The sequence below is a fragment of the Streptomyces sp. NPDC059499 genome (genome assembly GCF_042749285.1).
Lineage (GTDB): Bacteria > Actinomycetota > Actinomycetes > Streptomycetales > Streptomycetaceae > Streptomyces.
This window is the reverse complement of the sequence record NZ_JBHYTT010000006.1, coordinates 24,678-49,882: the sequence shown is the minus strand read 5'-3', so window position 1 is coordinate 49,882 and position 25,205 is coordinate 24,678. Positions and strand designations below refer to the sequence as shown.

Sequence of the window (25,205 nt, the reverse complement as noted above, 5' to 3'; positions counted from 1 at the left end):
ATATTCGCGACGACAGGCCCCACCCCCAACCCGGGAGACATCGTGGAAATCCTGGCATTCGGTGTGCAGTCCGACGAGAAGCCACTGATCGAGAAGGCCTTCGCCGGACTGCACGACGTCCGCTGCCTGGACGTCTTCCTGACCAAGGACACCGCCCCCATCGCGGCCGGCTACGAGATCATCTCCACCAGCGTCAACGCCGACCTCGGCGGCCCCGTCCTGCAGACCCTGGCGGCGGGCGGCACGCAGATGATCGCCCAGCGCTCCACCGGCTTCAACAACATCGACCTCGACGTCGCCGAACGCCTCGCACTGCGCGTCGCCAGGGTCTCGTACTACTCGCCCCACTCGGTCGCCGAATTCGCCTGGACCCTCGCCATGGCGGTCAACCGCAACATCGTCCGCGCGGTGAGCCGCACCCGTGACTTCGACTTCCGGCTCGACGGGCTCCTCGGGCGGGACATGCACGGCCGCACGGCCGGTGTGATCGGTACCGGCAAGATCGGCGAGGCGTTCACCCGGATCGCCCACGGCTTCGGGATGAATCTGCTGGGCTGGGACGTCGCGGAGAACCCCGCCTGCACGGCGCTCGGCATGACCTACGTCGACAAGGAGCAGCTCCTCGCCGAGGCCGACCTGATCAGCCTCCACGTACCGCTGCTGCCCGCCACCCAGCACCTCATCGGCAAGGACAGCCTGGCGCTGATGAAGGACGACACGATCCTGGTCAACTCCAGCCGCGGCGGCCTCATCGACACCGAGGCGCTCGTCGCCGAACTGCGGGCCGGCCGCTTCACCGGCGTCGGGCTCGACGTGTACGAGGCGGAGGCGGGGCTGTTCTACCTCGACAAGTCGCTGGAGGGCGTCGACGACGACACCCTGGCCCGGCTCGTCACCTTCCCGAACGTCATCGTGACCTCGCACCAGGCGTACTACACGCGCGACGCGGTGGGACAGATCATCGAAGCCACCGTGCAGAACGTCACCGACTACCTGGCGGGCCGCCGCAGCGCCAACGTCCTCGTTCCGGCCGCTCCGTAGCCCCGTGGGGCCCCGGTCGCCCGGGGCCCCACTTGGGATGCCTCAGCCGGCCACCGGCAGTGCCGCAAGCAGCCCGGTGACGATCGCGGCCCCGCGCAGCGTCAGCACCGACTCCGGGTGGAACTGGACCGAGGCGAAGCCCTTGCCCCGCAGCGCGTGCAGCTCCCCGGAGTCCGCGTCCCGGCTCACCTCGATGCCGTGCGCCCCCAGCTCGGTGGCGGCGGCCTCGTCGCAGCGCGCCGTGAAGCTGTTGTAGAAGCCGACGGTCTCGGGCCGGCCGAACAGCTCGATCCGGGTCTGCGCACCCTGGTACGGCACGGTCTTCCGTACGATCTCCAGGCCCAGCTCCGCCGCGATCAGCTCATGGCCCAGGCATACGCCCAGCAGCCCGTGGCGGTGGTCCCCGACCAGCTCGGCGGTCAGTCCGCGCAGCAGCCGCATCTTCGGATCCGCGGCGTCCCCGGGGTTGCCGGGCCCCGGGCCCAGGACCACGGGTCCCTCGTGCGCCCGTACCGTCTCGCGCAGGCCGGGCTCGTCGTACCTGTGCACCGACACGGTGAGGCCCGAGGAGCGCAGCAGATGCGCCAGCATCGCGGTGAACGTGTCCTCGCCGTCCACCACCAGCGCGTGCCCGGACAGATCCTCGGTGCGCTCCTGCATGCGCAGCCAGAAGGGGGCCAGCCCGCCGCGCCGGTCGTCCAGGGCGGCCTGCACCCGCGGATCGGAGGCCAGCCGCGGGCGGCCCGCCTCCGCCTCGGGCCGGCCCGGCCGGACGCCCAGCGCCGCGAGCACACCGGCCGCCTTCGCGTGGGTCTCGGCGACCTCGCCCGCCGGGTCGGAGTGACGCACCAGCGTCGCCCCGACCGGTACCCGCAGCCGGCCGTCGGCCGAGATGTCCGCGGTGCGGATCAGGATGGGGGAGTCCAGCGTCTGCGTCCCGCCGGGCTCCCGGCGCAGCAGGGCCAGGGCGCCCGCGTAGTAGCCGCGGCCACCGGGCTCGTACCGCTCGATCACCCGGCAGGCGTTCTGCACCGGGGAACCGGTGACCGTCGCCGCGAACATCGTCTCCCTGAGGACCTCGCGCACATCCAGCGAGGAGCGCCCGCGCAGTTCGTACTCGGTGTGCGCGAGGTGGGCCATCTCCTTGAGCCGGGGGCCGACCACCACACCGCCCATGTCGCCGACGGTGCACATCATCTTGAGCTCCTCGTCGACCACCATGGAGAGCTCCTCGGTCTCCTTGCGGTCGCCGAGGAAGGCCAGCAGGCTCTCGGCGCTCGGCCCCTCGGCGGGGTAGCGGTACGTCCCGCTGATCGGATTCATCACGACGGTCCCGCCGGACATCCGCACATGCACCTCGGGGCTGGCGCCGACCAGCGTCCTGTCCCCGGTGTGCACGACGAACGTCCAGTACGCGCCCCGCTCACCGGCGAGCAGCCGCCGGAACAGTGCCAGCGCGTCGGCCCGGCCGAACCCCGGGATCTCGCCCTCGAAGGTCCGCCGGATCACGAAGTTCGCGCCCTCGCCCTGCCCGATCTCGTCCTCGATGACCCGCCGCACGATGTCCGCGTACTCCCCGTCGGGGACGTCGAAGGCACCGTCCTCGACCTGTACGTCATGGGCGGGCAGCCGCGCCAGCACCTCGTCCAGCGGCAGCTCCCAGGACTCCTCGGCGACCAGCACGGCCAGCGGGGTGCCGTCGTCGCGTACGTCGAAACCGCGCTCGGCGATCTGCCGGAACGGCACCATGGCCAGGGCCGGCTGTTCGCCCACCGGGAGACCGGCGAGCCTGTCCACCTCGTGGACGGGGCCGATCAGGACCTCGACGGTGTCGTGGTCCCGGCCGGGTGTACGCCTGCGCAACAGCGCGAAGGGAGGGCAGTCGTCCCGGAGCAGTCTGCGAACCAGGTCGGTGACACGGTCGGGCATGGGAGTTCCTTCCGGATGGAGGAACGGCTCCCGGCTCCGAACGCAGAGAAGGCCGCCCCTCGGGCGGCCTTCGCGAAGTCTGTACGCGCGATGAGTCAGCGGGCCGCCGGATGAGCGGTCCACCACCAGTTCTGGGTCGTCTGCGCGAACATGTCCCGAACCCTAGCGGATCCACCGGACAAACGAGCGTGTGTCTCAATTGTTGAGCGCATGGATGAACGCGCTCCGCGACCCCGTAATGTTGGGGATGTGACCGTGAACGCCAATACCTCCGTCGCCAGTGGCAACACCTGGCGTGACCTTCCCGCGGCGCAGCAGCCCGAGTACCCCGATGCCGAGGCTCTGCGCGATGTGCTCGCGGAGCTCGAATCGTATCCTCCGCTCGTCTTCGCGGGCGAGTGCGACCAGCTGCGTGCCCGCCTGGCGGCCGTTGCCAAGGGCGAGGCGTTCCTGCTGCAGGGCGGTGACTGCGCCGAGGCCTTCGACGCGGTGTCGGCCGAGCACATCCGGGCCAAACTGAAGACGCTGCTCCAGATGAGCGCCGTCCTCACCTACGCGGCCTCCGTGCCCGTGGTCAAGATCGGCCGGATCGCGGGCCAGTACTCCAAGCCGCGCTCCAAGTCGACCGAGACCCGCGACGGCGTGACCCTGCCGACCTACCGCGGCGACTCCGTCAACGGCTTCGCCTTCACCGAGGAAGCCCGCATCCCGGACCCCGAGCGGCTGAAGCGGATGTACCACGCATCCGCCTCCACGCTGAACCTGGTCCGCGCCTTCACCACCGGCGGCTACGCCGACCTGCGACAGGTCCACGCCTGGAACCAGGACTTCGTGAAGTCCTCGCCCTCCGGCCAGCGCTACGAGGCACTGGCCCGCGAGATCGACAACGCGCTGAACTTCATGAAGGCGTGCGGCACGGACCCGGCCGAGTTCAAGGCGGTCGAGTTCTACGCCTCGCACGAGGCGCTCCTGCTGGACTACGAGTCGGCGCTCACCCGCACCGACTCGCGCACCGGCCGGCTGTACGACACCTCGGGGCACATGGTCTGGGTCGGTGAGCGCACCCGCCAGATGGACGGCGCGCACATCGAGTTCGCCTCGAAGGTCCGCAACCCCATCGGAATCAAGCTCGGCCCGACGACCACCGTCGACGAGGCGCTCGGCTACGTCGACCGTCTCGACCCCGACCGCGAGCCGGGCCGGCTGACCTTCATCGTGCGCATGGGCGCCGACAAGGTCCGCGACAAGCTCCCCGAGCTGGTCGAGAAGGTCACCGCCTCCGGCGCCACGGTGGTGTGGGTGACCGACCCGATGCACGGCAACACCTTCGAGGCCGCGTCCGGACACAAGACGCGCCGCTTCGACGACGTCCTGGACGAGGTCAAGGGCTTCTTCGAGGTCCACAAGGCCCTGGGCACCCACCCGGGCGGCATCCACGTCGAGCTCACCGGTGACGACGTCACCGAGTGCGTGGGCGGCGGCCACGAGATCTTCGTGGACGACCTGCACCAGCGCTACGAGACGGCCTGCGACCCGCGCCTCAACCGCAGCCAGTCCCTCGACCTGGCCTTCCTGGTCGCCGAGATGTACCGCGACCAGTAGGGACCACCGCTGGGAGCACCTGTGGGGCACGGATCCATGTGATCCGTGCCCCACAGTCGTATCCGGGGCTTTTGCGGGCCTGGCGCGACGGGTAAGGTTAGGTTAGCCTCACCGAAACATCGGGACGGCGCAGCGATCGACCCCGTCGGGAGGTGAACCGCGTGTACGTCTGCTCCTGCTTCGGCATCACGGAACAGCAGGTCAAGAAGCATGCGGACGACGGTGCGTGCACGCCTCGCCAGATAGCCTCCGCCTGCAAGGCGGGAACGGACTGCGGCGGCTGCGTCCGCAGGATCCAGGCACTTCTCGGACGCGGCGACTGCCCGCGCCGCGAGCTCATCGAGGGGCGGACGGAGCCGACGGGCGCTCCTGCCGGTGCGCCCGTCACCTTCGCCGGTCCGCCGGACGTCCGGCTCTCCGACGCCGCCTGAGCGGCACGGCCGGGAGCGTCAGGGCCGCCCGATGGGCCGGGCCCCACGGACGGGCCGGGCGGTCAGCTCTCCGGCTGCTCGATCAGCTGCGCGATGTAGAGCGGCTCCCCGAGCTTCTCCACCAGCTCCAGCTGGGTGTCGAGGTAGTCGATGTGGTGCTCCTCGTCCGCCAGGATGGACTCGAAGATGTTCGCCGAGGTGACGTCGCCCTTGCCGCGCATCACGTCGATGCCCCGCTTCAGGCGGTCGATCGCCTCCACCTCGACCTGACGGTCGGCCTGGAACATCTCGGTGACCGTCTGGCCGACCCGAACGTGGAAGAGCCGCTGGTAGTTGGGCAGGCCCTCCAGGAAGAGGATCCGGTCGGTGAGGATCTCGGCGTGCTTCATCTCGTCGAACGACTCGGCCCGGGTGTACTTGGCGAGCTTCGTCCAGCCGAAGTTGTCCTGCATCTTGGCGTGCAGGAAGTACTGGTTGATGGCAGTCAATTCGGCGGTCAGCTGTTCGTTCAGAAACTCGAGGACCTCGGGGTCGCCCTGCATCGCAGAGGCTCCTTCCAACCGGTGAACTGGGCATGTTTGCGCCGCATCCTTGCATCGCACCCCGCAGCCGTCCAGTAAGTGCATGCTTAGTACGAGTTGCCCGAATCGGGTCTCCCCTGGTCATAACCACCCCTGCCTGTCTGTCACCATGGAGGCATGGGTCAGCCGGAAAGCCGGGAACGCGGCACAGCAGAGCAGTCCGGGCTACCGCCGGGGCAGCGGCTGCAGCGTGGCTGGCCGGTCACCCACTACGGGCCGGTCCCCAAGTTCAAGCCGGACCGCTGGGAGTTCAGGGTCTTCGGGGCCACGGCGGACGGCGACAAGCGCTGCTGGAACCACCAGGAATTCTCGGCGCTGCCGTACTCCACGGTCGTCGCCGATCTCCACTGCGTGACGAAGTTCAGCATGCTCGGAGCCGAATGGGGCGGAATTCTCGCCCGCTCGGTCGTGGAACTGGCGCCGCCCGCACCCCATGTCACCCATGTGATGGTCTGGGCCGAATACGGATTCAGCTCGAACCTGCGGCTGTCCGACTTCATGTCCGACCGCACGCTCTTCGCCACCCACAAGGACGGCGAACTCCTCACCGCCGAACACGGATTCCCGCTGCGGCTGGTCGTACCGCACCTGTACGCCTGGAAGGGCCCCAAATGGGTCCGCGGCATCGAGTACATGAGCGCCGACCGCCGCGGGTTCTGGGAGGAGCGCGGCTACCACAACATCGGCGATCCGTGGAGCGAGCAACGCTACTCCTACCAGGAGGAGCCCGGGGACGGCCCCGAGCTCTGACCGCGCGGCAGCCGGTACACCCGCACGGAGTACTCCCCGCGCTCACCTCACAGGCCGACGGGGCCCCGGAGTTCCTTCAGACGCGCCACGTCCGCCGCGTGCCCTTCCTTGCCGCCGGGCGTCTCGATGATCAGCGGCACCCCTTCGGTCGCCGGATGCGAGAACAGCTCCCGGAAAGGTTCGGCGCCGATGTTGCCCGCGCCGATGTTCTCGTGGCGGTCCTTGTGCGCGCCCACGACGTCCTTGGAGTCATTGGCGTGGATCAGCTTCAGCCGGCCCTCACCGACCGTGTCCACCAGCAGATCCAGGGTCTGCCGCATGCCGCCGGGGCCCGCCAGGTCGTGGCCCGCCGCGTAGATGTGACAGGTGTCCAGGCAGATCCCCAGCTTGGGGTGGGAGTCCAGGGCCTCGAAGTACGGGCCGAAGTCCCAGGTCCGTGAACAGAGCGAGAAGCCCTGCCCGGCCGTCGACTCCAGCAGCAGGAACGGATCGTCGTCATGGGTCAGCTCGTCGAGCAGCGGCCTCATGTGCGTACGCACCTGGGCGAGGGCCTCGGACCGCGGCCGCCCGCCGGTCGCCGACCCCGTGTGCACCACCACGCCCAGGGCACCGATCTCCCTGGCCCGGCGCAGCGAGTGGCGCAGTGACTCGACGGACCTCTCCACGGTGGCCTCGGTGTGCGAGCCGAAGTTGATCAGATACGGGGCATGGACGTACGCGGGGATCGACTCTGCCGCGCACTCCGAGCGGAACAGCTCGTCCTGCGCCGGGTTTCCCGGCGGTGTCGCCCACCCGCGCGGATTGGCGACGAAGACCTGTACGGTCTCCGCCGCAAGCTCCCTCGCGTAGCCGAGGCCGACCTTCGCGAGGCCGCCCGCCACCGGGACGTGACCGCCTACTGGGTTGCGCATGTGTTCTAGAGACCCTTGGTCTTGATGGTGATCGTGGAGCCTTCCGGGGCCTGTTCGCCGCCGTCGACCGACTGACTCTCGATCGTGTCGCTGAAGGAGAGGAACGATCGGTCGACCTTGACCTCGAACCCCGCCTCCTCCAGTGTGCTCCTGGCCTCGTCCACGTCCTTCCCGGTGACATCCGGGACGTCGAGCATGCGCGGGCCCTTGGAGACCGTGAGCTCGACGGTGTCGCCCTCCGCGGCCTCCGCGTCGTCGCCGGGCGACTGGCGGGCGACGGTGCCCTCGGCCTCGGGGGAGTTGACCCGGTCGGGCAGCACCTCGGTTCTGAGACCCGCCTCCTCCAGCGCGGCTCTCGCGGCCTCGATGTCGAGCCCCGTGACGTCGGGGACGTCGACCGGGCTGCCCTTGCTGATGACCAGGGCGACCGCCGAGTCGGGGTGGCGATCGGTGCCGATGGCGGGATCCGTACGGATCACCTCGCCCCGTGCGATCTCCTCGCTGAACTCCCGGGTCACCATTCCCGGCACCAGGCCGACCTTCTTCAGCTCGCGCCGGGCATCGGCGAGCGCGATGCCCTCGACGTCGGGCACCTGCACGATCTCCGGCCCGCGCGAGATCACCAGCTTCACCGCGTCGTTGCCCCGGATCCGCTCGCCCGATCCGGGATCGGTGCTGATCACCCTGCCGCGATCCACCGTGTCGCTGTAGGAACGCTTCACGCCCCCCACGTCGAGACCGGCGTCCGCGAGCCGCTTCTCCGCCGCCGTCTGGGTCTGGCCCAGCAGCGAGGGGACCCGGGTGAACTGCCCCGAATTGATGTACCAGACACCCGCACCGGCCCCCAGGACCAGCAGCAGGGCGACGAGCGTCGCGAACATCCCGCGCCGGGATCCGGCGGCGAACGGCCGGCGGCCACCCGTCCGCGGCGGCAGCGGGGGCATCTCCAGGCGGCTGGTGTGGTGCGCGGTGCCCTGGCCGGCCGGGATGACCCGCGGGATCACGCTCGTACGGTCGTCGGCGGCGTCACGCGTCTCGGCGAGGGCCTGCGGAGGCAGCGCGTCCAGCTGCTCCTCGGTCAGACCGGCACGCACCTCGCGGGACCGGGCCAGCAGGGCCACCGCGTCATGGGGCCGTGCCTCGGGGTTGCGGGCGGTGGCGCCCGCCACCAGCTCGTCCAGCCCTGCCGCCAGACCCGGAACCGCCACGGACGGGGCCGGGACGTCCTCGTTGAGGTGCTGGTAGATGACCTGTGCGGCGGTCTCACCGGTGTGCGGCTTGCCGCCGGTCAGCATCTCGTACAGCACGACCCCGCAGGCGTACACATCGGTGCGGGTGTCGGCCGTGCCGTGCTCGATCTGCTCCGGGGCGAGGTACGAGACGGTGCCCAGGAGCGAGCCGGTGGTGTCCGTGACCGTGCCCACCGCCCGCACGAGACCGAAGTCGGCGACCTTCACCCGGCCGTCGTCCCCTATCAGGACGTTCTCCGGCTTCATGTCGCGGTGGACGAAGCCCGCCCGGTGAGCGGCACCGAGCGCGGCGAGGACCGGCTCCAGGATGTCCAGTGCGGCCCGCGGCTGCAGGGCGCCCCGCTCACGCAGGACATCGCGCAGGGTGCACCCCGCGACGTACTCCATCGCCAGGTACACGTACGCGCCCTGGGCACCCTGGTCGAAGACGGCCACCACATTGGGGTGCGCCAGCCGGGCCACGGACTTGGCCTCGCGGATGAAGCGCTCGACGAACGCGGCGTCGGTCGCAAGGGCCGGATGCATCACCTTGAGGGCGAGCACCCGGTCGAGCCGGGTGTCCACGGCCCGGTAGACCGTGGCCATGCCGCCGACGGCGATGCGCGCATCGATGCGGTAGCGGCCGTCGAGCAGCTGCCCGACGAGGGGGTCCTGGAGGGTCGTGTCCACGGGTCGAGTCTACGAGCCGCCACGGACACGGCGGACGGCCCGGGGCAGCCCGGGGACCGTTCTGAAGCCGAGCCGTGACAGGGACATGTATGTGTTGTGACCTGGGAGCAGCCGTGTGAGCAGGTCGGGCGGCCGTGTCAGAAGGCCGGGCGCTCCGGATCCAGCACCGCCCGGCCCTCGGCGGGCGAGGACGCCTCGGCGAAATGCCGCTTCGGGATCCGGCCGGCCCGGTACGCCAGGCGCCCGCCGTCCACCGCGTGCCGCATCGCCGCGGCCATCAGCTCCGGCTCCTGCGCCCGGGTCACCGCTGAGGCGAGCATCACAGCGGCGCACCCCAGCTCCATCGCCAGCGCCGCGTCCGAAGCGGTCCCCGCCCCCGCGTCGAGGATCACCGGAACCGCGGCCTGCTCGATGATCAGCTGGAAGTTGTGCGGGTTGCGGATGCCGAGCCCGGAGCCGATGGGGGAGCCGAGCGGCATGATCGCCGCGCACCCCACGTCCTGGAGCTTCCGGGCGAGGACCGGGTCGTCATTCGTGTACGGGAGGACGGTGAAGCCTTCGTCCGCCAGGGTCTCGGCGGCGTCCAGCAGCTCGATCGGATCGGGCAGCAGGGTCCGCTCGTCGGCCACGACCTCCAGCTTGATCCAGTCGGTGCCGAGGGCCTCCCTGGCCAGCCGGGCGGTCAGAACGGCCTCGCCCGCGGTGAAACAGCCGGCGGTGTTGGGCAGCACGCGGATGGAGAGCCGCTCCAGGACGGAGAGCACCGAGCCCTGCACGGTCGGATCGAGCCGGCGCATCGCGACGGTGGTCAGCTCGGTTCCCGAGGCGATCAGGGAGCGCTCCAGCACCTCGAGGCTGGGCGCACCGCCCGTCCCCATGATCAGCCGCGACGAGAAGGCGGTGGAGCCGAGCGTGAAGAGATCGTCCGACATGGTCAGCCTCCCTGGACCGCGGTGAGGACCTCGACGCGGTCACCCTCGCCGAGAGCGGTGGCGGACCACTGGCCGCGCGGCACGACGGCCTCGTTGACCGCGGCGGCGACACCGGAGTGCGCCGCGGTCAGGGTCGCGACCAGGGTGTCCAGCGCGGTACCGGCCGGGACGGTGCGGTGCTCCCCGTTGACGGACACGGACACGGACGGGAGCGCAGATGCGGAAGCGGCGGTGGGCAGGGGCTCAGTCATGCGGGCTGCTCCTGAGGTGCTGAAGTGAGGGCTCCGGGGGAGGGGGTCGGTGACGCGGACCCCCGGCCGGAGGACGCGAAGCGGCTCGGCGCGAAGGGGCGCGCCTCTGCGGGCAGTTCGCCGGTGGCCAGCACATGGCCCATCACGTCACCGGTGACGGGCGTCAGCAGAACCCCGTTGCGGTGGTGGCCGGTGGCGAGGTGCAGGCCGGGCAGTGCCGTCGGGCCCAGCAGCGGGGCGTTGTCCGGAGAGGCGGGACGCAGGCCCGCGCGGGTCTCGGTCAGCGGCAGTTCGGTGATGCCCGGTACCAGCTCGTGGGCGTCGCGCAGCAGTTCGTAGACCCCGCCCGCGGTGACCGTCGTGTCCCAGCCCATCTCCTCGCTGGTCGCACCCACGACCAGCTCGCCGTTGGCGCGCGGGACGAGGTAGACGTGACTGCCGCGGACCACGGCCCGTACGGTCCGGCTGAGGAAAGGGGCGTACGCGGGCGGCACGGCCAGACGCAGCACCTGCCCCTTGACCGGGCGGACCGGTGGCACGACCTCCTCGGGGACCCCGGCGAGTCTGCCGCTGAGACTGCCGGCGGACAGCACGACCTGGTCGGCGATCGGCTCCGTACCGTCCGCGAGGACCGCTCCGGCCGCCCGGCCGCCCGTCACACGGAGCCGCTCCGCCCGGGCCCGGTGGAAGACCACACCGGCCCGCTCGCACGCGGTGACCAGGGCCGAGGCCAGCCGACGGGGATCCACCTGGTGGTCGCCGTCCGCCCGCAGTCCGCCGCGCACGCCGGGCGCCAGCATCGGCTCCAGCCGGCGGCACTCGCGGCCGCTCAGCCACTCCGACTCCAGCCCCGAACGCTGCTGCAGGGCGTGCAGCTCCCGCAGATGGGCCCGGTCGTCGGAGTCCAGCGCGACCGCCAGCGTGCCGCAGGCACGGAAGCCGGTCTCCTGACCGCTCGCTTCCTCCAGCTCGGCCACGAACGCCGGATAGCGGGCGGCGGAGGCGACATTGAGGCCGAGCAGCGTCTGCTCGCCGTAGTGGAGTTCGGTGACGGCCGCGAGCATGCCGGCCGCGACCTGGGCGGCACCGCCGCCCGGTTCGGGATCGGCGACCGCGACGGACATGCCGCGCCCGGCCGCCCGCCAGGCGGTCACCAGGCCGATGATGCCGCCCCCGACGACCAGGACGTCGGATCCGTTCTCGGAGATGCGCATGGGCGTCCAGCCCCTCCCTTCGCCGGCATGACCCGGATCAGGTTCGTACGGTCGGAGGCCGGCCAGCCTCCCTCTCAGCCCGGTGCGTCCGGGCTCCCGCGAGTGCCTTACGTTGGCCACCCTAAACCCCGCCACCCGCAGCCAGTAAGGGAGCAGCCACCGTGGCCCGTTCACTCGACGGACTCGTCCTGTCGCCCGTCGCAGACCAGGCACCCGGCCAGGTCGGCACCCGCACACGCTTCACCTACCGGGAGCGGGAGGGACGGATCTGGGCCGAGTACGCGGGCGGTGACGTCGTCCGCGGACATCTCGTCGGCACCAGGGAGGGCGACACCCTGGACTTCCGTTATGTGCAGCTGAAGCAGGACGGGACGACCTCCGGCGGCCACTGCGTCTCGACCGTCACGGAACTCCCCGACGGCCGGGTGCGGCTGGACGAGCGGTGGGAGTGGGAGTCCCAGGAGGGCAGCGGGACGAGCGTGGTGGAGGAGCTCGCTACCTGACGAACCGTCAGATGACTAGGGTGGCCGGGTGAGCGAGCAGACGGAACAGCGGGAAACGGGACAGAGTCCACACCGGGTCGTGGTCGTCGGCGCCGGCATGGCGGGCGTGCAGACCGCCGTGGCCCTGCGCGAACAGGGCTTCGCCGGCCAGGTCACCCTGATCGGCGCGGAACCGCACCAGCCGTACGACAGGCCGCCCCTGTCGAAGGCGGTCCTGCTCGGCAAGGCCGAGGACTCCGCCTTCGACGTCGACTTCGAGGCGCTGGACATCACCCTGCGCCTCGGCCTCGACGTGAGCGGACTGCGCGCCGACGCGCACGAACTGGACACCTCCGAGGGCCCCGTCCCGTACGACGTGCTGGTTCTCGCCACCGGGGCCGAGCCCGTCGTCCTGCCCGGCTCCGAGGGCGTTCCCGGCGTCCATCTGCTGCGTACCGTCGACGATGCAGCACGGCTGCGGCCCGTCCTGGAGCGGCAGCACGACGTCGTGGTCGTGGGTGCCGGCTGGATCGGAGCCGAATTCGCCACCGCGGCCCGTGCCGCGGGCTGTGCGGTCACCGTCGTCGAAGCAGCGGAACGCCCCCTCGCGGGCACCCTGCCCGCCGACGTCGCCGCCCCGATGGCCCGCTGGTACGCCGAGAGCGGAGCCGAACTCCTCACCGGAGCCCGGGTGGCGCGTGTCGACCCCGGTGCCGTCCACCTGGCGGACGGACGGGTGGTCCCCGCCGGAGCGGTGATCGTGGGCATCGGCGCCCGACCCGCCACCGGCTGGCTGGAGGACTCCGGCATCGCGCTCGGCCCGGACGGTTCGATCACCGCCGACGGCTCGCTGCGCACCTCCCTGCCCGACGTCTACGCCGTGGGCGACTGCGCCTCCTTCCCCTCCGCCCGCTACGGCGAGCGGCTGCTCGTCCACCACTGGGACAACGCCCTCCAGGGGCCCCGGACGGTCGCGGCCGCCCTCGCGGACGGGCAGCCCCGGACGTACGACCCGGTGCCCTACTTCTGGTCCGAGCAGTTCGGCCGGTTCGTGCAGTACGCCGGTCACCATGCCGCCGCCGACACCATGCTGTGGCGCGGAGACCCGGCGGACCCCGCCTGGACGGTCTGCTGGCTGCGCGAGGGCGTCCTGGTCGCGGTGCTCGCCGTCAGCCGGCCGCGCGACCTCTCCCAGGCGCGCAAGCTCATCGAGGCCGGGGCGCGCATCGATCCGGTGCGTGCCGCGGACCCCTCCGTACAGCTGAAGGCGGCGGCGCTGTAGGACCCGGGTACCTCCTTACGGGCGGCCCGGCTACCGACTGTCGGTCCGGGATGGCAGGCTTGTCCCTGTGACCGAGATTGACGCAAAGACCGATGTTCTCGTCCCCGCCTGGCTCCACCTTCCCGACATCGCGGAAATGCTCGATGTCGAGGTGACGCGCGTACGGCAGCTGGTCAAGGAGGGCCAGCTCATCGCCGTACGGCGTGGTGAGAGGCGGACGCTCCAGGTGCCTGCCGCCTTCATCGACGGCAACAAGGTGGTCAAGGGCCTCGCAGGGACCCTGACGCTCCTGAGGGACGACGGCTACAGCGATGAAGAGATGCTGGAGTGGCTCTTCACCCCCGACCCGAGCCTGCCCGGCACGCCCGCGCAGGCACTGAGTGAGAATCGCGGTACGGAGGTGAAGCGCCGGGCCCAGGCGCTCGCCGTCTGACCGGACGACCGTATGCGGGGTGCGGGCCGTGCTTCACGGCCCGCGCTCTGCCGTGACCGGCACCCGCCGGGCCGACGACCACCAGGTCGGCGGCCTGTGGGGCCGGCGACCAATCAACGGGGGGAAATCCACCATGTCCACGCCTCGCTCGCTGCTGGCCGACGCCCGGCTCTACCTCTGCACGGACGCCCGCAGACGGCAGGGCGACCTTCCCGCGTTCCTCGATGCCGTGCTCTCCTCCGGCGTCGACATCGTGCAACTGCGCGACAAGGGCATGGAAGCCGCCGAGGAGCTCGAGCACCTGGCCGTGTTCGCGGACGCCTGCAAGCGTCACGGCAAACTCCTCGCGGTGAACGACCGGGCCGACGTCGCCCACGCCATCGGCTCCGACGTGCTGCACCTCGGACAGGGCGATCTGCCGGTGCCCGCCGCCCGCGCCGTCATCGGCGCCGAGGCGGTGATCGGCCGTTCCACCCACGCCGAGTCCGAAGTGGACGCGGCCGTCGCCGAGACGGGTGTCGACTACTTCTGCACAGGCCCCTGCTGGCCCACCCCGACCAAGCCCGGCCGGTACGCCCCGGGTCTGGGGCTCGTCCGCTACGCCGCCTCACTCGACCAGCCGCGCCCCTGGTTCGCCATCGGCGGAATCGACGCGGGAAATCTGGACGAGGTGCTGGACGCGGGCGCACGGCGGGTCGTTGTCGTGCGGGCGATCACCGAAGCGGCGGATCCCGCCGCGGCGACCGCGGCACTCGCCGCGCGCATCAGGGCAAGCGCGGCCTGAGCGGGCGCACCGCGGGCTCCGGGGGGAGGCAGCTGTCCGAGGGGTGGACGGCAATCCCATCAATCCGGGCGAAAAGCCCCGCTCTGGTTGGGGTACCGCCGAGCCCTGGTTAACCTCCCAGTATGGCTCTTGGCACACCCTCCACCAGGACAGATCACGCACGCACCGTGCGTGAGCTGCTCGCGACCGGCAAAACGTCGTACTCGTTCGAGTTCTGGGCGCCCAAGACCGAGAAGGGCGAACGGAACCTCTGGAACGCCCTGCGGCGTGTCGAGGCGGTGGGTCCGAGCTTCGTCTCCGTGACGTACGGAGCCGGCGGTTCGACGCGTGCGGGGACGGTGCGGGCGACCCAGCAGATCGCCGCCGACTCCACGCTCACCCCCGTCGCGCATCTCACCGCCGTCGACCACTCCGTCGCCCAGCTGCGCAACATGGTCGGGCAGTACGCCGACGCCGGTATCCGCAACATCCTCGCGGTGCGCGGAGACCCGCCGGGCGACCCGATGGCCGAGTGGGTCAAGCACCCGCAGGGCGTGCGGTACGCGGCGGATCTCGTACGGCTCATCAAGGAATCCGGCGATTTCTGCGTCGGCGTCGCTGCGTTTCCCGAAATGCACCCGCGGTCGGCCGACTGGGACACCGACATCAGGCATTTCGTCGACAAGTGCCGTGCGGGTGCCGACTATGCGATCACCCAGATGTTCTTCCAGCCGGAGAGCTATCTGCAGATGCGTGACCGTGTGGTCGCTGCCGGTTGCGACACCCCCGTCATTCCCGAGGTGATGCCGCTCACCAGCGTCCGGCAGCTGGAGAGATTCGCCCAGCTCAGCAACGCGTCCCTGCCTTCCTCGCTGAAAGAGCGCATCCTCGCCGCGAAGGACGATCCCGCCGCTGTACGCTCCATTGGCATCGAGTTCGCCACGGAGTTCTGCGCGAAGCTGCTCTCCGAGGGTGTCCCGGGGCTGCACTTCATTACGCTCAACAACTCGACGGCAACACTCGAGATCTACGAGAATCTCGGACTGCACAAGCAGTCGTGACCGGCCGTACCCGCCACCAACCGGGGCGGTGGCCGTAGGAGGGGGCGGGCGTGGGCTGGACGGTCCTCTACATCGCATTCGGCGTCGTGGCGCTGTGGCTGCTGGGCGAGGTGCTGCTCCAGTACAAGGCGCGGCTGCGCTGGCGGCTGCTCGCCTTCGCCGGGTTCCTCGGTGTGGTCCTCGGTGTACTGATTCCCTCCGTGCTGGTGATCGCCCTCGGCGCGATCGCTTTCGCGACGGGTCAGACGTATGTGACCCTCTCCTTCCGGCGGGGCTTCTCGACGGGCTGGGCCATAGGCGGCAGCCCCGGCGAGAGCCGCCGTCGCCGTGGTTCCGGCGACGCACCCGGCGGGAAACCCACGCTCGAGGTCTCCGGCCTGGAGTACCAGGAACCCGCCCCGGAGGCCGGGGACGAGACCGCGGCGGTCTACGAACCGCAGCCGCTGCCGGACGACACCGGGCAGTACGGGATATACACCGACGCCGCCTACGCAGCCGCGGGAAGCCAGGAACAGCAGGGCGAGCAGCAGCAGTACGGCGCCTACGACCCGTACACCGACTACGCGCAGCCCGCCCAGGACACCTACAGCGGCCAGGGCGCCTACCAGGGCCAGAACGCCTATCCGGCCCAGGACACCTACCAGGGCCAGGACACCTACGCCGGCCAGTACGACTACGGCACGCAGACGCCGGACTACGCCCCCTACTCCGACCCGTACATCGGGACCGGTGCGGCAGCGGGCCCCGGCCAGTACACCTCGTACGACAGCTACGGCAACGGCTACGACAGCTACGGGGGCCAGCAGCAGTACACCGGCCCCTACGCCGAGCAGTACGCCCCGGAGACGCCGCCCGGGGGCGTCTGGGTCCCGCAGCAGCGCGAGGGCGAGCAGTACCCCCCGATGCCGCCCGAGCAGCCCGCCCCGTACGGCAACGGGTACGACACCGGCCAGAACGAGCAGTACCGCTACTGACCGCCCGCGGTCACGACGACGAGCGCTCCGCGGCTCACTGGGAGCCGCGGAAGCCGTCACCCTCCACCACGAGCCCCGCGACCAGGGCCCCCGACATGCCGGCATGCGCCAGTCCGCCACCGGGATGCGACCAGCCGCCCGCCAGATACAGGCCGGGCAGCCCGGTGCGGTTCCCGGAGTGCAGATACGCGCCCCGCGCTCCCGCCAACGCGGGCGCGGGCACCGAACCGCCCTCGGCGCCGGTGTCGGCGGCGGTCTCGGCAGGGGTACGCACCTCGGCGTGGAGTATGCGCTCCCGCAGCCCGGGAACGGCTGCGCGAGCGCGATCGATCAGCACGTCCGCGTACCTCTCGCGCAGCGCCGCGTCCGTCCAGTCGACCGGACCGTGAGGGGCCACCGTCGCCATCAGGGTCACCGCCTCGTGCGCCTCGTCGGGGCGGGTGGCGGGGTCGTCGGGACGCAGCACCGTCACCGTGGGCCGCTCCGCGGTCCGTCCCCCGAACACCGCGTCCTGCTCAGCGGCCCCGTCCTCGCAGTGCACCACGCTCCGGTGCACCGCACCTGCCTCCCGGGCGCCGCGCAGCGACAGCAGCACCAGGAAGCGGCCCGGCACCGGACCCTGCCCGGCCCCCTGTGCTTCTGCTGCCTCTGCGCCGAGCCGCCGCCCCTCACCGGACAACAGACCGGGCCACGGCTGCGCGCCCAGGACCACATGATCGGCCTCGGCACTCTCGCCGTCCGCCAGTTCGACGCCTGCGGCCCGGCCGTCCTTCTCGGCCACCCGGACCACCTCGGCGCCGAAGACGAACGTCACACGGCGCGCCAGGCACCGCTCGTACACCGCCTCGGCGAGCGCACGCATGCCCCCGGTGACGTACCAGCTGCCGAAGGTCTCCTCCATGTAGGGCAGCAGGGCGGCGGCCGCGGGCGCGCGGCGGGGGTCCAGGCCGTACGACAGGGCGTACCCGTCGAGCAGGGCGGCCAGCCGGGGGTCCGCGAGCTCCCACGCGCCGATCTCGGCGACCGTGCCCGCCTCCCGGACGGTCAGCAGCCTGCGCCTGCGGAGCGCGGGGTAGGGATCGCGGGCCAGCACCTGCCGGTCGTCCCGCAGGGGCTCCTCCAGCAGCGGCCTGCGCGAGCGGTCCCATGCCGTCCCCGCCCGGTCCAGGAACTCCCCCCAGCGGGCTCCCGATCCCTTGCCGAGTGCCCCGTCCAGCGCACCGACGACTCCGGCCCGCGAGGCGTTCGGCAGGGAGACCGCGGTGCCGTCCGCGAAATGGTGGCGGCTCGCCGGGTCGACCTGGGTCAGCGTGACGCGCTGCTCCAGGGATTCCTTGCCCGTCTTCACGAACAGGTCGCGATAGACCGCGGGAAGGTGCAGCAGCGAGGGTCCGGTGTCGAAGACGAACCCCTCGTGGGCATACCTGCCGAGCGAGCCGCCGTAGGTCCGGGACCGCTCGTACACCGTCACCCGGTGGCCTGCCACTGCCAGCCGGGCGGCCGCCGCCATCGCGCCCGTCCCGGCGCCGATCACCGCAATTCGTGCCATGTCAGTGACCCTAAGGGGTGGCACCGACAGCTCACTCGTGAGGCCGGTGCCCGCCCGCTCCGGCCATGCGTCTCTCTTCGCGTCGCTGGGCTCTGCGACGAAGGAAGCGGCGGATGCGCGAGGCCAGGAAGACCAGTATCACCAGGCCGAGCACCAGAAGCGTCGCGGCGACGACGGCCGCGGCCACGGGGTTGAATATGGCGAACGTGATGATCCCGGCGACGCCGAGGTCCTCCGCGACGCTCACCGCGACGTTGCTGAACGGTTCGGGCGAGGTGTTGACCGCCATCCTGGTGCCCGCCTTCACCAGATGGCTCATCAGCGCGGTGGAACCGCCGACCGCCGCGGCCGCGAGCTCCGGCAGCGATCCGCTCTCGCCCGCCAGCAGCGCCGCGACGACCGCCCCGGCGACCGGACGCACGACCGTGTGGACCGCGTCCCAGGCCGAGTCCACGTAGGGGATCTTGTCGGCCACCGCCTCGAGCAGGAAGAGCACCCCGGCCGCCACGAGCACATCGGTGCGCTGCAGCGACTCGGGCACCTCGTCGGTGAGTCCGGTCGCGCCGAAGACGCCGAGCAGGAGGACCACCGCGTAGGCGTTGATCCCGCTCGCCCAGCCACTCGTGAACACCAGGGGGAGTACGGACACGGACGCGATCGTAACCAGTCGCCCTCCGCCCCGGGTGGGCCCCCGCACACAGCTCTGAGTACGTGTACCTAGTGGGGGAGATGAGTAGGGAAGCGGATGGGGCCCCACCTGCACGGACGGCAGAGTGGAGACCACGGAAGGGGCGCAGCGCCCGGACCGCCGACACGGGGCGGCGGAACGGCGCGGCACTCCGGACGCAACGGGGGTGTACGACGCGGAGCCCGGGGACCACGGGGGAATCGGGGTCACGGGGAAGGGCGCCGCGGAACACCGAAGACGCCGGTCCGGTGGCATTCGAGGGGGATCGAATGCCACCGGGCCGGCGTCTTCGTGTGCCGTGTGCTCCCGGGTCAGCGTCCGCTGACACGCCCGTGCAGCAGCAGGGACAGGGCCGAGTGCACATCGTCGATCGAGCGCTCCGGCTGGAACGCCTGCCAGTCGAGCGCCGCCACGAGGACCATCCCGACGAGGGCGGCGGCCGTCAGCTGGATGTCGATCTCCTCGCTGAGCTCTCCGTTCGCGACACCTTCCCGGAGCACGCCCTCGACGACCGCGACGGCTTCCTGGCGCAGCACCAGGAGGGTCGACTGCCAGGCGCGGTTGGTGCGCCAGAGCTCGGCGACGTACAGCTGGGTGAAGGCCGGGTAGCGGTCGATGAAGACCAGACCGGCCCGGATCATCGCGTCGAGGGCCTCCACCCGGGTGCCGTCGCGCTCGTCGGTCTCCTCGGCCGCGGAGCGGAGCGACTGCGTGAGCAGTCCGACGCCGTGCCGCAGCAGCTCCTCGAAGAGTTCGGTCTTGCTCTTGAAGTTGTAGTAGACCGTGCCCTTGGCCACCCCGGCACGCTCGGCGATCTCGTCCACCGTGGTCGCGGAGAAGCCCTTCTCCGCGATGAGGGTCACAGCCGCCTCGTAGAGCTTCTGCCGCGTGGCCTGGCGACGTGTGGTGCTACTGCTGTCCATACGGTCGATTCTCACAGGTCCCGGCGAGCTCACAGACTGAGCTCCGGGTGCAGCCGGTCCAGGGTCCACACCTGCTTGCGGCGCGCGGAGAGCGCGGTCAGTGCCAGAGCGCCCGCGGTGAAGGCCAGCAGCACGGCACAGGCCTGCCAGACGGGTCCGAGACCGCCCCCGGTGATCAGCCTGCGCAGCCCCTCCACGACGTACGTCATCGGCAGGTAGGGGTGGATCGCGCCGAAGAAGCCGGGGCTGGTCTGGACGGGGTACGTGCCGCCCGCGGAGGTCAGCTGGAGCATCAGTACCGCCAGCACGAGGATCCTTCCCGCCGCGCCGAAGCGGGCGTTCAGCCACTGGACGATCGCGGCGAAGCAGCAGGTGACCAGGGCCAGGAAGCCGATCGTCCCGGCGGCGTGCGCCATCTGCAGGCCGAGCCGCCAGTGCAGCACGGACATCAGGGCGACGACCTGGAGCAGGCCGATCGCGGCGACCGGCAGCCAGCCGGCGAAGGCGATGCGCCAGGCCGGTGCACCGGCCGAGAGCGCACGCCGGTTGAGCGGCTGGATCAGCATGTACGCCACCATCGCCCCCACCCAGAGGGAGAGCGGGATGAAGTACGGGGCGAAGCCGGTGCCGTAGTTGGGAGCCGCGTGCAGCGACGAGGAGGCCAGCTGCACGGGGTCGGCCATGACACCGGTACGGGCGTCGCGGTCCTTCTTGTCGTAGTCGGGGATTCTTCCGACACCGTCGTTCAGCCCCTGGGCCAGGGTCGCGGACCCGTCACTGAGCCGGAACAGCCCGCTGTCCAGACTCTTGGCCCCCTTCTTGAGCTTCCCGAGCCCGCTGTCCAGATCCGCGGACCCGGTCTTCGCGGTGCCGAGCCCCGTGTGGAGTGCGTCGGCACCCTTGGCGACCTTGTGGGCACCGGTGTTGAGCGAGTTGATCTTCGAGACGGCGGACTCCAGGTCCGTGTCCAGGTTCGGCGAGCGCCTGGCGAGGGCGTCGGCCTGCTTCTGAAGGGTGGTCAGCTGGGCACGCAGCTTCTTCAGGTCCCCGTTCTGGTCGGCGACCAGGGTGTTCAGGTCGTCGGAGACCTTCGCGACATCCGCAGCCGCGGTCTTGGCGCGCTTCAGCTGCGGGCACACACCGGGGTCGGGCAGCGGCTGCTCCGTGCACCGGATGCGGTAGACGTCGGCCAGATCGCCCGAGGCCGCGTGTGCGGCGGCCGACGCGGTGGGCGCGGCCTCGACCAGCAGGTCGAGGTTGTCCCGCACGGTCTTCGAGGAGTCGGCGACCAGCCGCGCGGTGTCCCCGATCGTCCTGCCGTTGTCCTTCAGGAAGGGACGGACATCGCCGGCGACCTTGTTGACCTTGTCGGCGAGGAGCTGGGTACCGGAGGCGACCTGCCGGGATCCGGTCTCGAGGTCGCCGGCCCCCTTGTTGAGCCTGACGATCCCGGCGGACAGTGTGCCGCTTCCCGACTTGGCGTCCTTGAGCCCGGCCGCGAGGTCCTTCGAGCCCTTCTTCGCCTTGGCGACGCCGCCCTTGAGGTCGTCGGCGCCCGCGGCGGCCTTCGCCGTCGCGTCGTGGAGGCCGGAGAAGTTGATGAAGATCCGGTCGAGGAAACCGCGCGAGGCCTTCGTCGACGCGGCGCTGCGGACCTCGGCGAACACGGTCCGGGAGATCTGCCCGACGATGTAGTTGTTGGCGTCGTTCGTACGGACCTGCAGGGCGCCCGTCTCGGGGGAGTCGCCGGAACTCGATGCGATCCGCCTGCTGAAGTCGGACGGCATGGTCAGCGAGAGGTAGTACGTTCCGTCCTCGACGCCCCTGCGGGCCTCGTCGGAGTCGACCTCGTGCCAGTCGAAGACCTTGGAGTCGAGGAGCCTGCCGGCTATCTCGTCACCTGCCGCGACGCGCTTGCCCTCCGCGCTCGCGCCCTTGTCGTCGTTGACGAGCGCGACGGGGATCCTGTCGAGCCGCCCGTACGGATCCCAGAAGGACCACAGGTACAGGGCGCCGTACAGCAGGGGGAGCAGCAGGAGGGCCACCAGCGCGGCCCGCGGCATCCGGCCCCTTCCGAACCGCCTCAGCTCAAGCGCGGCCAGTTTCGGCGATCGCATCGGCCGTCCCCTCTCCGGTCGTGTCGTCCTCGGTCGGTGCGTTCTCACTCGTGTCGTGCTCGGCCGTGTCGTCCGTGGCCGTGTCGTTCCTGGCGGGTTCGTCCGCGGCCGTGTCGTTCCCGGCGTTGTCGGTCCTGGCGTTGTCGTTCCTGGCGGTGTCGGTCCCGGAGGTGGAGCCGGCGGCCGCTCCGTCCGGTCGCTCGCCCGGGCCGGGTGTTCCGGTCCGTACGGTGAACGCGTTCTCAGGTGCCTCGCTGCACACGGCGAGCACCGTCGTCCCCGCGTCCGCGAGGGCGCCCAGCAGTGCCCAGGCCTCGGCACGGTCCGCGTCCGAGAGCTTGAGGTCGGTGTCGTCCACCGCGAGGAGCCGGGGCCGGGCCATCAGCGCGAGGGCGACGGACAGCCGCAGGGCTTCGAGCCGCTCCAGGTCCCGTACGGAGGTCCGTTCGGCCTTGGGCAGGGCCGAGGTGTCCAGCCGGACGGCCTCCAGCGCGGCGTCGACGGTGGCCCGGGCCGTCGCGGTCCGCCGGGCCCGGGGCTCCAGCAGGGTGCGCAGCGATCCGTCGAAGCGGCGCTGCAGCAGGGCCCGTTCACGCAGATGCTCGGCGACGGTGAAGGCGGGGTCGAGTTCGCTGACCCCGGGCACCGGACCCAGCGCGCTGATCCTGCGGACGGCCGCGAACCGGCCGGGCATGCGCAGACCGCCGACCTCCGCGTGCCCCCGAGTGGAGCGCATCCGGCCGGTGAGCGCGAGCAGCAGGCACGTGCGGCCCGACCCGGACGGGCCCTCGATGGCGACGAGCGTTCCGGGATCCGCGGTGAAGTCCACACCCCGGAAGGCCCAGCCGCGCGGCCCTTCGAGCCCGAAGTCCTCGGCGCTCACTTCCGCCCCGTGCGGGCTGTCCACAACCCCACCCCCATTTTTGAACTGACCAGTCAGTGCAAAAAACTAGCCCGAACTTGCGCTCGAAGCAAAGTGCCTGGTCAGCGGCGGTACGGAAGGAATTGTCAGTGGTGGCCGTCACGATGGATACATACGGCCACGAAGCCGTCACACGACGACAGGAGGTTCGTCATGGCCAGCTCGTCCGCAGCCGCCGCTCCACGGCGCCGCGCAGGCAGCCCTGCCCCCTCACTGACCGGTCCGGCAACCGACGTCCACCCCGTTACGCGTCGCACCACTGCGCCGCCCGCCGCTCTCGATCTGCTCGTCCAGGCCCGCTCCGGCCTGGACGAGGCCGCCGTACTCGACGTGCCCAACGAGCGGTACGCCACCGCTCACCTCGCCGCGCTGCGTACCGCAGCCGCCGTGCTCGCCGCCCGTGGCCGTCCCGAAACCAGCAGGCGCCGCCGGGAGAGGATCCGCAGCGCCTGGGAAGTCCTCCCGGAAATCGCGCCCGAACTCACCGAATGGAGCGCCCTGTTCGCCTCCGGGGCCCGGCGCAGGGCCCGGGCGGAGGCCGGGATACCGGGCGCGGCCACCAGCCGCGACGCCGACGATCTGCTGCGGGACGCCGCCATGTTCCTGCGACTGGTCGAGCGGCTTCTGGTGCTCCAGCCGGTCCTTCCGCAACCACGAAAGGACCGGCCCCGGTAACAGGCGGGAGGCGGTCCGACGCGGGGTGACCGGGACGGCGGTGCAAGGCAATAGGGTGGAGAGCCCGTACCACCTGCACCGTTCACGCTCCGCCGTCCGTGGCGGCATCGTGCCGAGGAGTCAACTGCCGTGTCGGACCAGCTGCGCCCCCGTGCCTCCCTCCGTACCGCCGTGGTCTGGGAGGTCCTGAAGGACGCTCTCGAGCGCCGCGTCAAGGCGACCGGCAGGGACGCCCTGGACGTGCTGGACACGGGCGGCGGCACCGGCAACTTCGCGGTGCCCGTCGCCCGTCTCGGCCACCGGGTCACCGTCGTCGACCCCAGCCCCAACGCGCTGTTCGCGCTGGAGCGCCGCGCCGCCGAGGCCGGGGTGGCCGACCGGGTCCGCGGCGTCCAGGGCGACATCCTCGGCCTGTTCGACGTCGTGGAGCGCACCGGCTACGACGCGGTCCTGTGCCACGGCGTCCTGGAGTACGTGGACGACCCCGCCGAAGGCGTACGGAACGCCGTCGACGCGCTCCGCCCCTCCGGCGCGCTCAGCCTGCTGGGTGCCGGGCTCGGCGGTGCCGTCCTGGCCCGCGCGCTCGCCGGGCACTTCACCGAGGCCAAGCAGGCGCTGACGGACCCTTCGGGACGCTGGGGGGAGGGCGACCCCGTGCCCCGCAGGTTCACCGCCGACCAGCTCGCCGAGCTGGTGTCGGCCGCAGGGGTGGAGGTCGGCGCGGTCCATGGTGTGCGGGTCTTCGCGGACCTCGTGCCGGGGGTTCTCGTGGACACCGAGCCCGGCGCGCTCGATGCGCTCCTGAGGCTCGAGGCCGCCGTCGCGGAACTGCCGGCGTTCCATTCGGTGGCGACCCAGCTGCACGTTCTGGGCGAGAAGCGCGTCTGAGCCTGACGCGGACACGGCCCGAACGTGGCCGTGGCGCGACCGGAGCACGGCTGATCAGCAACGCAGCTGCAGACGGAGTACGGCCCAGAACACCCGATCGGGGCGCAGGCCCCGTATGATCGGGTGACACCATCCGGCATGACGGATCGGCGGTCGGGGAATCTACGCCTCAGCAGCCGACCGACATGGCGGTCCGGACTGGCTATGGCTAGAGGGCGGGTTTCACGGGGGCGAATCCCTGCCTATTCTGGAAGGGCCGCATACCGGTCGCCCCCCGCGGCCGACGACGAGGAGGACTCCGTGCCGCTCTCGGAGCACGAGCAGCGAATGCTCGAGCAGATGGAGCGAGCGCTGTACGCCGAAGATCCCAAGTTCGCGACAGCGCTTGAGGGAAGCGGGCTGCGCAGGTACACCCGGCGACGGGTCTACCAGGCGGTGGCCGGTTTTCTGGTGGGTATCGCGCTCCTCATGGCCGGAATGGTCGCCCAGCAGATCTGGATCAGCGTGGTGGGATTCCTCGTCATGCTGGGCTGTGCCGTGCTGGCTGTCACCGGGTGGCGCAAAGCGCCCAAGCCCGGCGAGCAGCCGCAGGCGGGGAGCGAGAGCGGGGGCGGAGGCGAACGCCGACATCCCAAGCAGCGCCGGTCGATGATGAACCGGATCGAGCAACGGTGGCAGCGCCGCCGCGACGAACAGGGCCAGTGAATCCCCGGTTCGGCAGGCGTCGGTCCGCCCGGCCCTGATCCGTACCGTGAACACCGAAACTTGCTGCAGAACTCATGAGTGAGGGGGGGGGGGGGAGGAGGGGGCCCCCCCCCCACCAGAAGTTGGGCGCCCCCCCCCCCCCCCCCGGCCCCCCCCCCGCCGCCGTGTGTGACGGGGCTCGT

26 protein-coding genes and 1 riboswitch are annotated in these 25,205 nt (G+C 71.1%); of the genes, 13 read left to right on the top strand and 13 right to left on the bottom strand.

The features are described 5' to 3' along the window. The first annotated feature begins 42 nt into the window (after positions 1-42). Entirely contained in the window at positions 43-1,041 is a 999-nt protein-coding gene (locus ACFW9O_RS16165) for a 2-hydroxyacid dehydrogenase (protein ID WP_384609748.1), read from the top strand. A gap of 42 nt (positions 1,042-1,083) precedes the next feature. Here the strand turns inward: ACFW9O_RS16165 and ACFW9O_RS16160 are convergent, their stop codons facing one another. Continuing rightward, entirely contained in the window at positions 1,084-2,970 is a 1,887-nt protein-coding gene (locus tag ACFW9O_RS16160) for an anthranilate synthase family protein (RefSeq protein ID WP_384609745.1), read from the bottom strand. A gap of 95 nt (positions 2,971-3,065) precedes the next feature. Then, positions 3,066-3,122 (bottom strand): trp operon leader peptide, encoded by a 57-nt coding sequence (locus tag ACFW9O_RS16155; RefSeq protein ID WP_124277238.1) that lies wholly within the window; start codon positions 3,120-3,122, stop codon positions 3,066-3,068. Between the two features lie 97 nt (positions 3,123-3,219). On the opposite strand from ACFW9O_RS16155, the gene ACFW9O_RS16150 reads away from it, so the two are divergent. Together ACFW9O_RS16150 and ACFW9O_RS16145 are read left to right on the top strand one after the other, a co-directional pair. Continuing rightward, positions 3,220-4,572 carry a class II 3-deoxy-7-phosphoheptulonate synthase gene (locus tag ACFW9O_RS16150; protein WP_351175095.1) on the top strand — a complete coding sequence of 451 codons (1,353 nt, stop codon included), beginning with the start codon at positions 3,220-3,222 and terminating at the stop codon, positions 4,570-4,572. A 161-nt stretch (positions 4,573-4,733) separates the two neighbouring features. Continuing rightward, on the top strand, positions 4,734-5,003 hold the full coding sequence (locus tag ACFW9O_RS16145; RefSeq protein WP_351175135.1) for a (2Fe-2S)-binding protein: 270 nt from the start codon (positions 4,734-4,736) through the stop codon (positions 5,001-5,003). Positions 5,004-5,065: 62 nt separating this feature from the next. On the opposite strand, the gene bfr is transcribed toward ACFW9O_RS16145, so the two are convergent. Next, the gene (gene bfr / locus ACFW9O_RS16140; RefSeq protein ID WP_351175097.1) at positions 5,066-5,545 is read right to left on the bottom strand and encodes a bacterioferritin; all 480 of its coding nucleotides are present in this window, start codon (positions 5,543-5,545) and stop codon (positions 5,066-5,068) included. Positions 5,546-5,701: 156 nt separating this feature from the next. Between bfr and ACFW9O_RS16135 the strand changes: the two genes are divergently transcribed. Further along, a complete protein-coding gene (locus ACFW9O_RS16135) occupies positions 5,702-6,334 on the top strand; it encodes a sulfite oxidase-like oxidoreductase (RefSeq protein ID WP_351175099.1) in 633 nt (210 codons plus the stop codon). 47 nt (positions 6,335-6,381) lie between these two features. Here ACFW9O_RS16135 and ACFW9O_RS16130 read toward each other — a convergent pair whose 3' ends face one another. The 5 genes from ACFW9O_RS16130 to thiO all read right to left on the bottom strand — a co-directional run bounded on the left by ACFW9O_RS16130 (position 6,382) and on the right by thiO (position 11,561). After that, entirely contained in the window at positions 6,382-7,245 is an 864-nt protein-coding gene (locus ACFW9O_RS16130; protein WP_384609742.1) for a deoxyribonuclease IV, read from the bottom strand. Between the two features lie 5 nt (positions 7,246-7,250). Then, positions 7,251-9,164, bottom strand: coding sequence for a Stk1 family PASTA domain-containing Ser/Thr kinase (gene pknB, locus ACFW9O_RS16125; protein WP_384609739.1), 1,914 nt, complete (start codon positions 9,162-9,164; stop codon positions 7,251-7,253). A 137-nt stretch (positions 9,165-9,301) separates the two neighbouring features. Continuing rightward, entirely contained in the window at positions 9,302-10,096 is a 795-nt protein-coding gene (locus ACFW9O_RS16120; RefSeq protein WP_384609737.1) for a thiazole synthase, read from the bottom strand. Between the two features lie 2 nt (positions 10,097-10,098). Continuing rightward, positions 10,099-10,347, bottom strand: coding sequence for a sulfur carrier protein ThiS (gene thiS, locus ACFW9O_RS16115; protein WP_384609734.1), 249 nt, complete (start codon positions 10,345-10,347; stop codon positions 10,099-10,101). Further along, positions 10,344-11,561, bottom strand: coding sequence for a glycine oxidase ThiO (thiO, locus tag ACFW9O_RS16110; RefSeq protein WP_384609730.1), 1,218 nt, complete (start codon positions 11,559-11,561; stop codon positions 10,344-10,346). The genes thiS and thiO overlap by 4 nt, the downstream gene beginning before the upstream one ends. Next, a riboswitch (TPP riboswitch) is annotated at positions 11,559-11,671 on the bottom strand. Its footprint overlaps the gene before it by 3 nt. A gap of 51 nt (positions 11,672-11,722) precedes the next feature. On the opposite strand from thiO, the gene ACFW9O_RS16105 reads away from it, so the two are divergent. The 6 genes from ACFW9O_RS16105 (at position 11,723) to ACFW9O_RS16080 (ending at position 16,556) form a co-directional block, all read left to right on the top strand. Then, the gene (locus tag ACFW9O_RS16105) at positions 11,723-12,064 is read left to right on the top strand and encodes a hypothetical protein (protein WP_384609727.1); all 342 of its coding nucleotides are present in this window, start codon (positions 11,723-11,725) and stop codon (positions 12,062-12,064) included. Positions 12,065-12,161: 97 nt separating this feature from the next. Then, entirely contained in the window at positions 12,162-13,325 is a 1,164-nt protein-coding gene (locus ACFW9O_RS16100) for an NAD(P)/FAD-dependent oxidoreductase (protein ID WP_384610389.1), read from the top strand. A gap of 67 nt (positions 13,326-13,392) precedes the next feature. Continuing rightward, a complete protein-coding gene (locus ACFW9O_RS16095) occupies positions 13,393-13,758 on the top strand; it encodes an Rv2175c family DNA-binding protein (protein WP_384609721.1) in 366 nt (121 codons plus the stop codon). A 133-nt stretch (positions 13,759-13,891) separates the two neighbouring features. Further along, entirely contained in the window at positions 13,892-14,542 is a 651-nt protein-coding gene (gene thiE / locus ACFW9O_RS16090) for a thiamine phosphate synthase (protein WP_384609720.1), read from the top strand. Between the two features lie 122 nt (positions 14,543-14,664). Then, on the top strand, positions 14,665-15,582 hold the full coding sequence (gene metF / locus ACFW9O_RS16085; RefSeq protein WP_351175117.1) for a methylenetetrahydrofolate reductase [NAD(P)H]: 918 nt from the start codon (positions 14,665-14,667) through the stop codon (positions 15,580-15,582). Positions 15,583-15,632: 50 nt separating this feature from the next. Further along, positions 15,633-16,556, top strand: a complete 924-nt coding sequence (locus ACFW9O_RS16080) for a hypothetical protein (protein ID WP_384609717.1) — start codon at positions 15,633-15,635, stop codon at positions 16,554-16,556. 34 nt (positions 16,557-16,590) lie between these two features. On the opposite strand, the gene ACFW9O_RS16075 is transcribed toward ACFW9O_RS16080, so the two are convergent. The 5 genes from ACFW9O_RS16075 to ACFW9O_RS16055 form a co-directional block, all read right to left on the bottom strand. After that, positions 16,591-18,105 (bottom strand): phytoene desaturase family protein, encoded by a 1,515-nt coding sequence (locus ACFW9O_RS16075; RefSeq protein ID WP_384609714.1) that lies wholly within the window; start codon positions 18,103-18,105, stop codon positions 16,591-16,593. 31 nt (positions 18,106-18,136) lie between these two features. Further along, positions 18,137-18,754 carry a DUF4126 domain-containing protein gene (locus tag ACFW9O_RS16070; RefSeq protein WP_384609711.1) on the bottom strand — a complete coding sequence of 206 codons (618 nt, stop codon included), beginning with the start codon at positions 18,752-18,754 and terminating at the stop codon, positions 18,137-18,139. 350 nt (positions 18,755-19,104) lie between these two features. Next, the gene (locus ACFW9O_RS16065) at positions 19,105-19,716 is read right to left on the bottom strand and encodes a TetR/AcrR family transcriptional regulator (protein WP_329211977.1); all 612 of its coding nucleotides are present in this window, start codon (positions 19,714-19,716) and stop codon (positions 19,105-19,107) included. 29 nt (positions 19,717-19,745) lie between these two features. Further along, positions 19,746-21,833: a YhgE/Pip family protein gene (locus ACFW9O_RS16060; protein ID WP_384609708.1), complete on the bottom strand. Its 2,088-nt coding sequence runs from the start codon at positions 21,831-21,833 to the stop codon at positions 19,746-19,748. Then, complete coding sequence (locus ACFW9O_RS16055) at positions 21,805-22,740, bottom strand: ATP-binding cassette domain-containing protein (protein WP_384609705.1); 936 nt, start codon at positions 22,738-22,740, stop codon at positions 21,805-21,807. Before ACFW9O_RS16055 ends, ACFW9O_RS16060 begins: the two co-directional genes overlap by 29 nt. Before the next feature lie 168 nt (positions 22,741-22,908). On the opposite strand from ACFW9O_RS16055, the gene ACFW9O_RS16050 reads away from it, so the two are divergent. The 3 genes from ACFW9O_RS16050 to ACFW9O_RS16040 all read left to right on the top strand — a co-directional run bounded on the left by ACFW9O_RS16050 (position 22,909) and on the right by ACFW9O_RS16040 (position 25,023). Continuing rightward, complete coding sequence (locus ACFW9O_RS16050) at positions 22,909-23,430, top strand: SAV_6107 family HEPN domain-containing protein (RefSeq protein ID WP_351175129.1); 522 nt, start codon at positions 22,909-22,911, stop codon at positions 23,428-23,430. A 129-nt stretch (positions 23,431-23,559) separates the two neighbouring features. Continuing rightward, positions 23,560-24,318, top strand: a complete 759-nt coding sequence (locus tag ACFW9O_RS16045) for a methyltransferase (RefSeq protein WP_351175131.1) — start codon at positions 23,560-23,562, stop codon at positions 24,316-24,318. A 300-nt stretch (positions 24,319-24,618) separates the two neighbouring features. Then, on the top strand, positions 24,619-25,023 hold the full coding sequence (locus tag ACFW9O_RS16040) for a DUF3040 domain-containing protein (protein ID WP_351175133.1): 405 nt from the start codon (positions 24,619-24,621) through the stop codon (positions 25,021-25,023). Positions 25,024-25,205: the final 182 nt, after the last annotated feature.

Coding starts and splice junctions, on each gene's coding strand:
- ACFW9O_RS16160 (WP_384609745.1), bottom strand. CDS start 2,970: ATGCCCGACCGTGTCACCGACCTGGTTCGCAGACTGCTCCGGGACGAC.
- bfr (WP_351175097.1), bottom strand. CDS start 5,545: ATGCAGGGCGACCCCGAGGTCCTCGAGTTTCTGAACGAACAGCTGACC.
- ACFW9O_RS16135 (WP_351175099.1), top strand. CDS start 5,702: ATGGGTCAGCCGGAAAGCCGGGAACGCGGCACAGCAGAGCAGTCCGGG.
- ACFW9O_RS16130 (WP_384609742.1), bottom strand. CDS start 7,245: ATGCGCAACCCAGTAGGCGGTCACGTCCCGGTGGCGGGCGGCCTCGCG.
- ACFW9O_RS16120 (WP_384609737.1), bottom strand. CDS start 10,096: ATGTCGGACGATCTCTTCACGCTCGGCTCCACCGCCTTCTCGTCGCGG.
- thiS (WP_384609734.1), bottom strand. CDS start 10,347: ATGACTGAGCCCCTGCCCACCGCCGCTTCCGCATCTGCGCTCCCGTCC.
- thiO (WP_384609730.1), bottom strand. CDS start 11,561: ATGCGCATCTCCGAGAACGGATCCGACGTCCTGGTCGTCGGGGGCGGC.
- ACFW9O_RS16100 (WP_384610389.1), top strand. CDS start 12,162: ATGGCGGGCGTGCAGACCGCCGTGGCCCTGCGCGAACAGGGCTTCGCC.
- thiE (WP_384609720.1), top strand. CDS start 13,892: ATGTCCACGCCTCGCTCGCTGCTGGCCGACGCCCGGCTCTACCTCTGC.
- metF (WP_351175117.1), top strand. CDS start 14,665: ATGGCTCTTGGCACACCCTCCACCAGGACAGATCACGCACGCACCGTG.
- ACFW9O_RS16075 (WP_384609714.1), bottom strand. CDS start 18,105: ATGGCACGAATTGCGGTGATCGGCGCCGGGACGGGCGCGATGGCGGCG.
- ACFW9O_RS16065 (WP_329211977.1), bottom strand. CDS start 19,716: ATGGACAGCAGTAGCACCACACGTCGCCAGGCCACGCGGCAGAAGCTC.
- ACFW9O_RS16060 (WP_384609708.1), bottom strand. CDS start 21,833: ATGCGATCGCCGAAACTGGCCGCGCTTGAGCTGAGGCGGTTCGGAAGG.
- ACFW9O_RS16050 (WP_351175129.1), top strand. CDS start 22,909: ATGGCCAGCTCGTCCGCAGCCGCCGCTCCACGGCGCCGCGCAGGCAGC.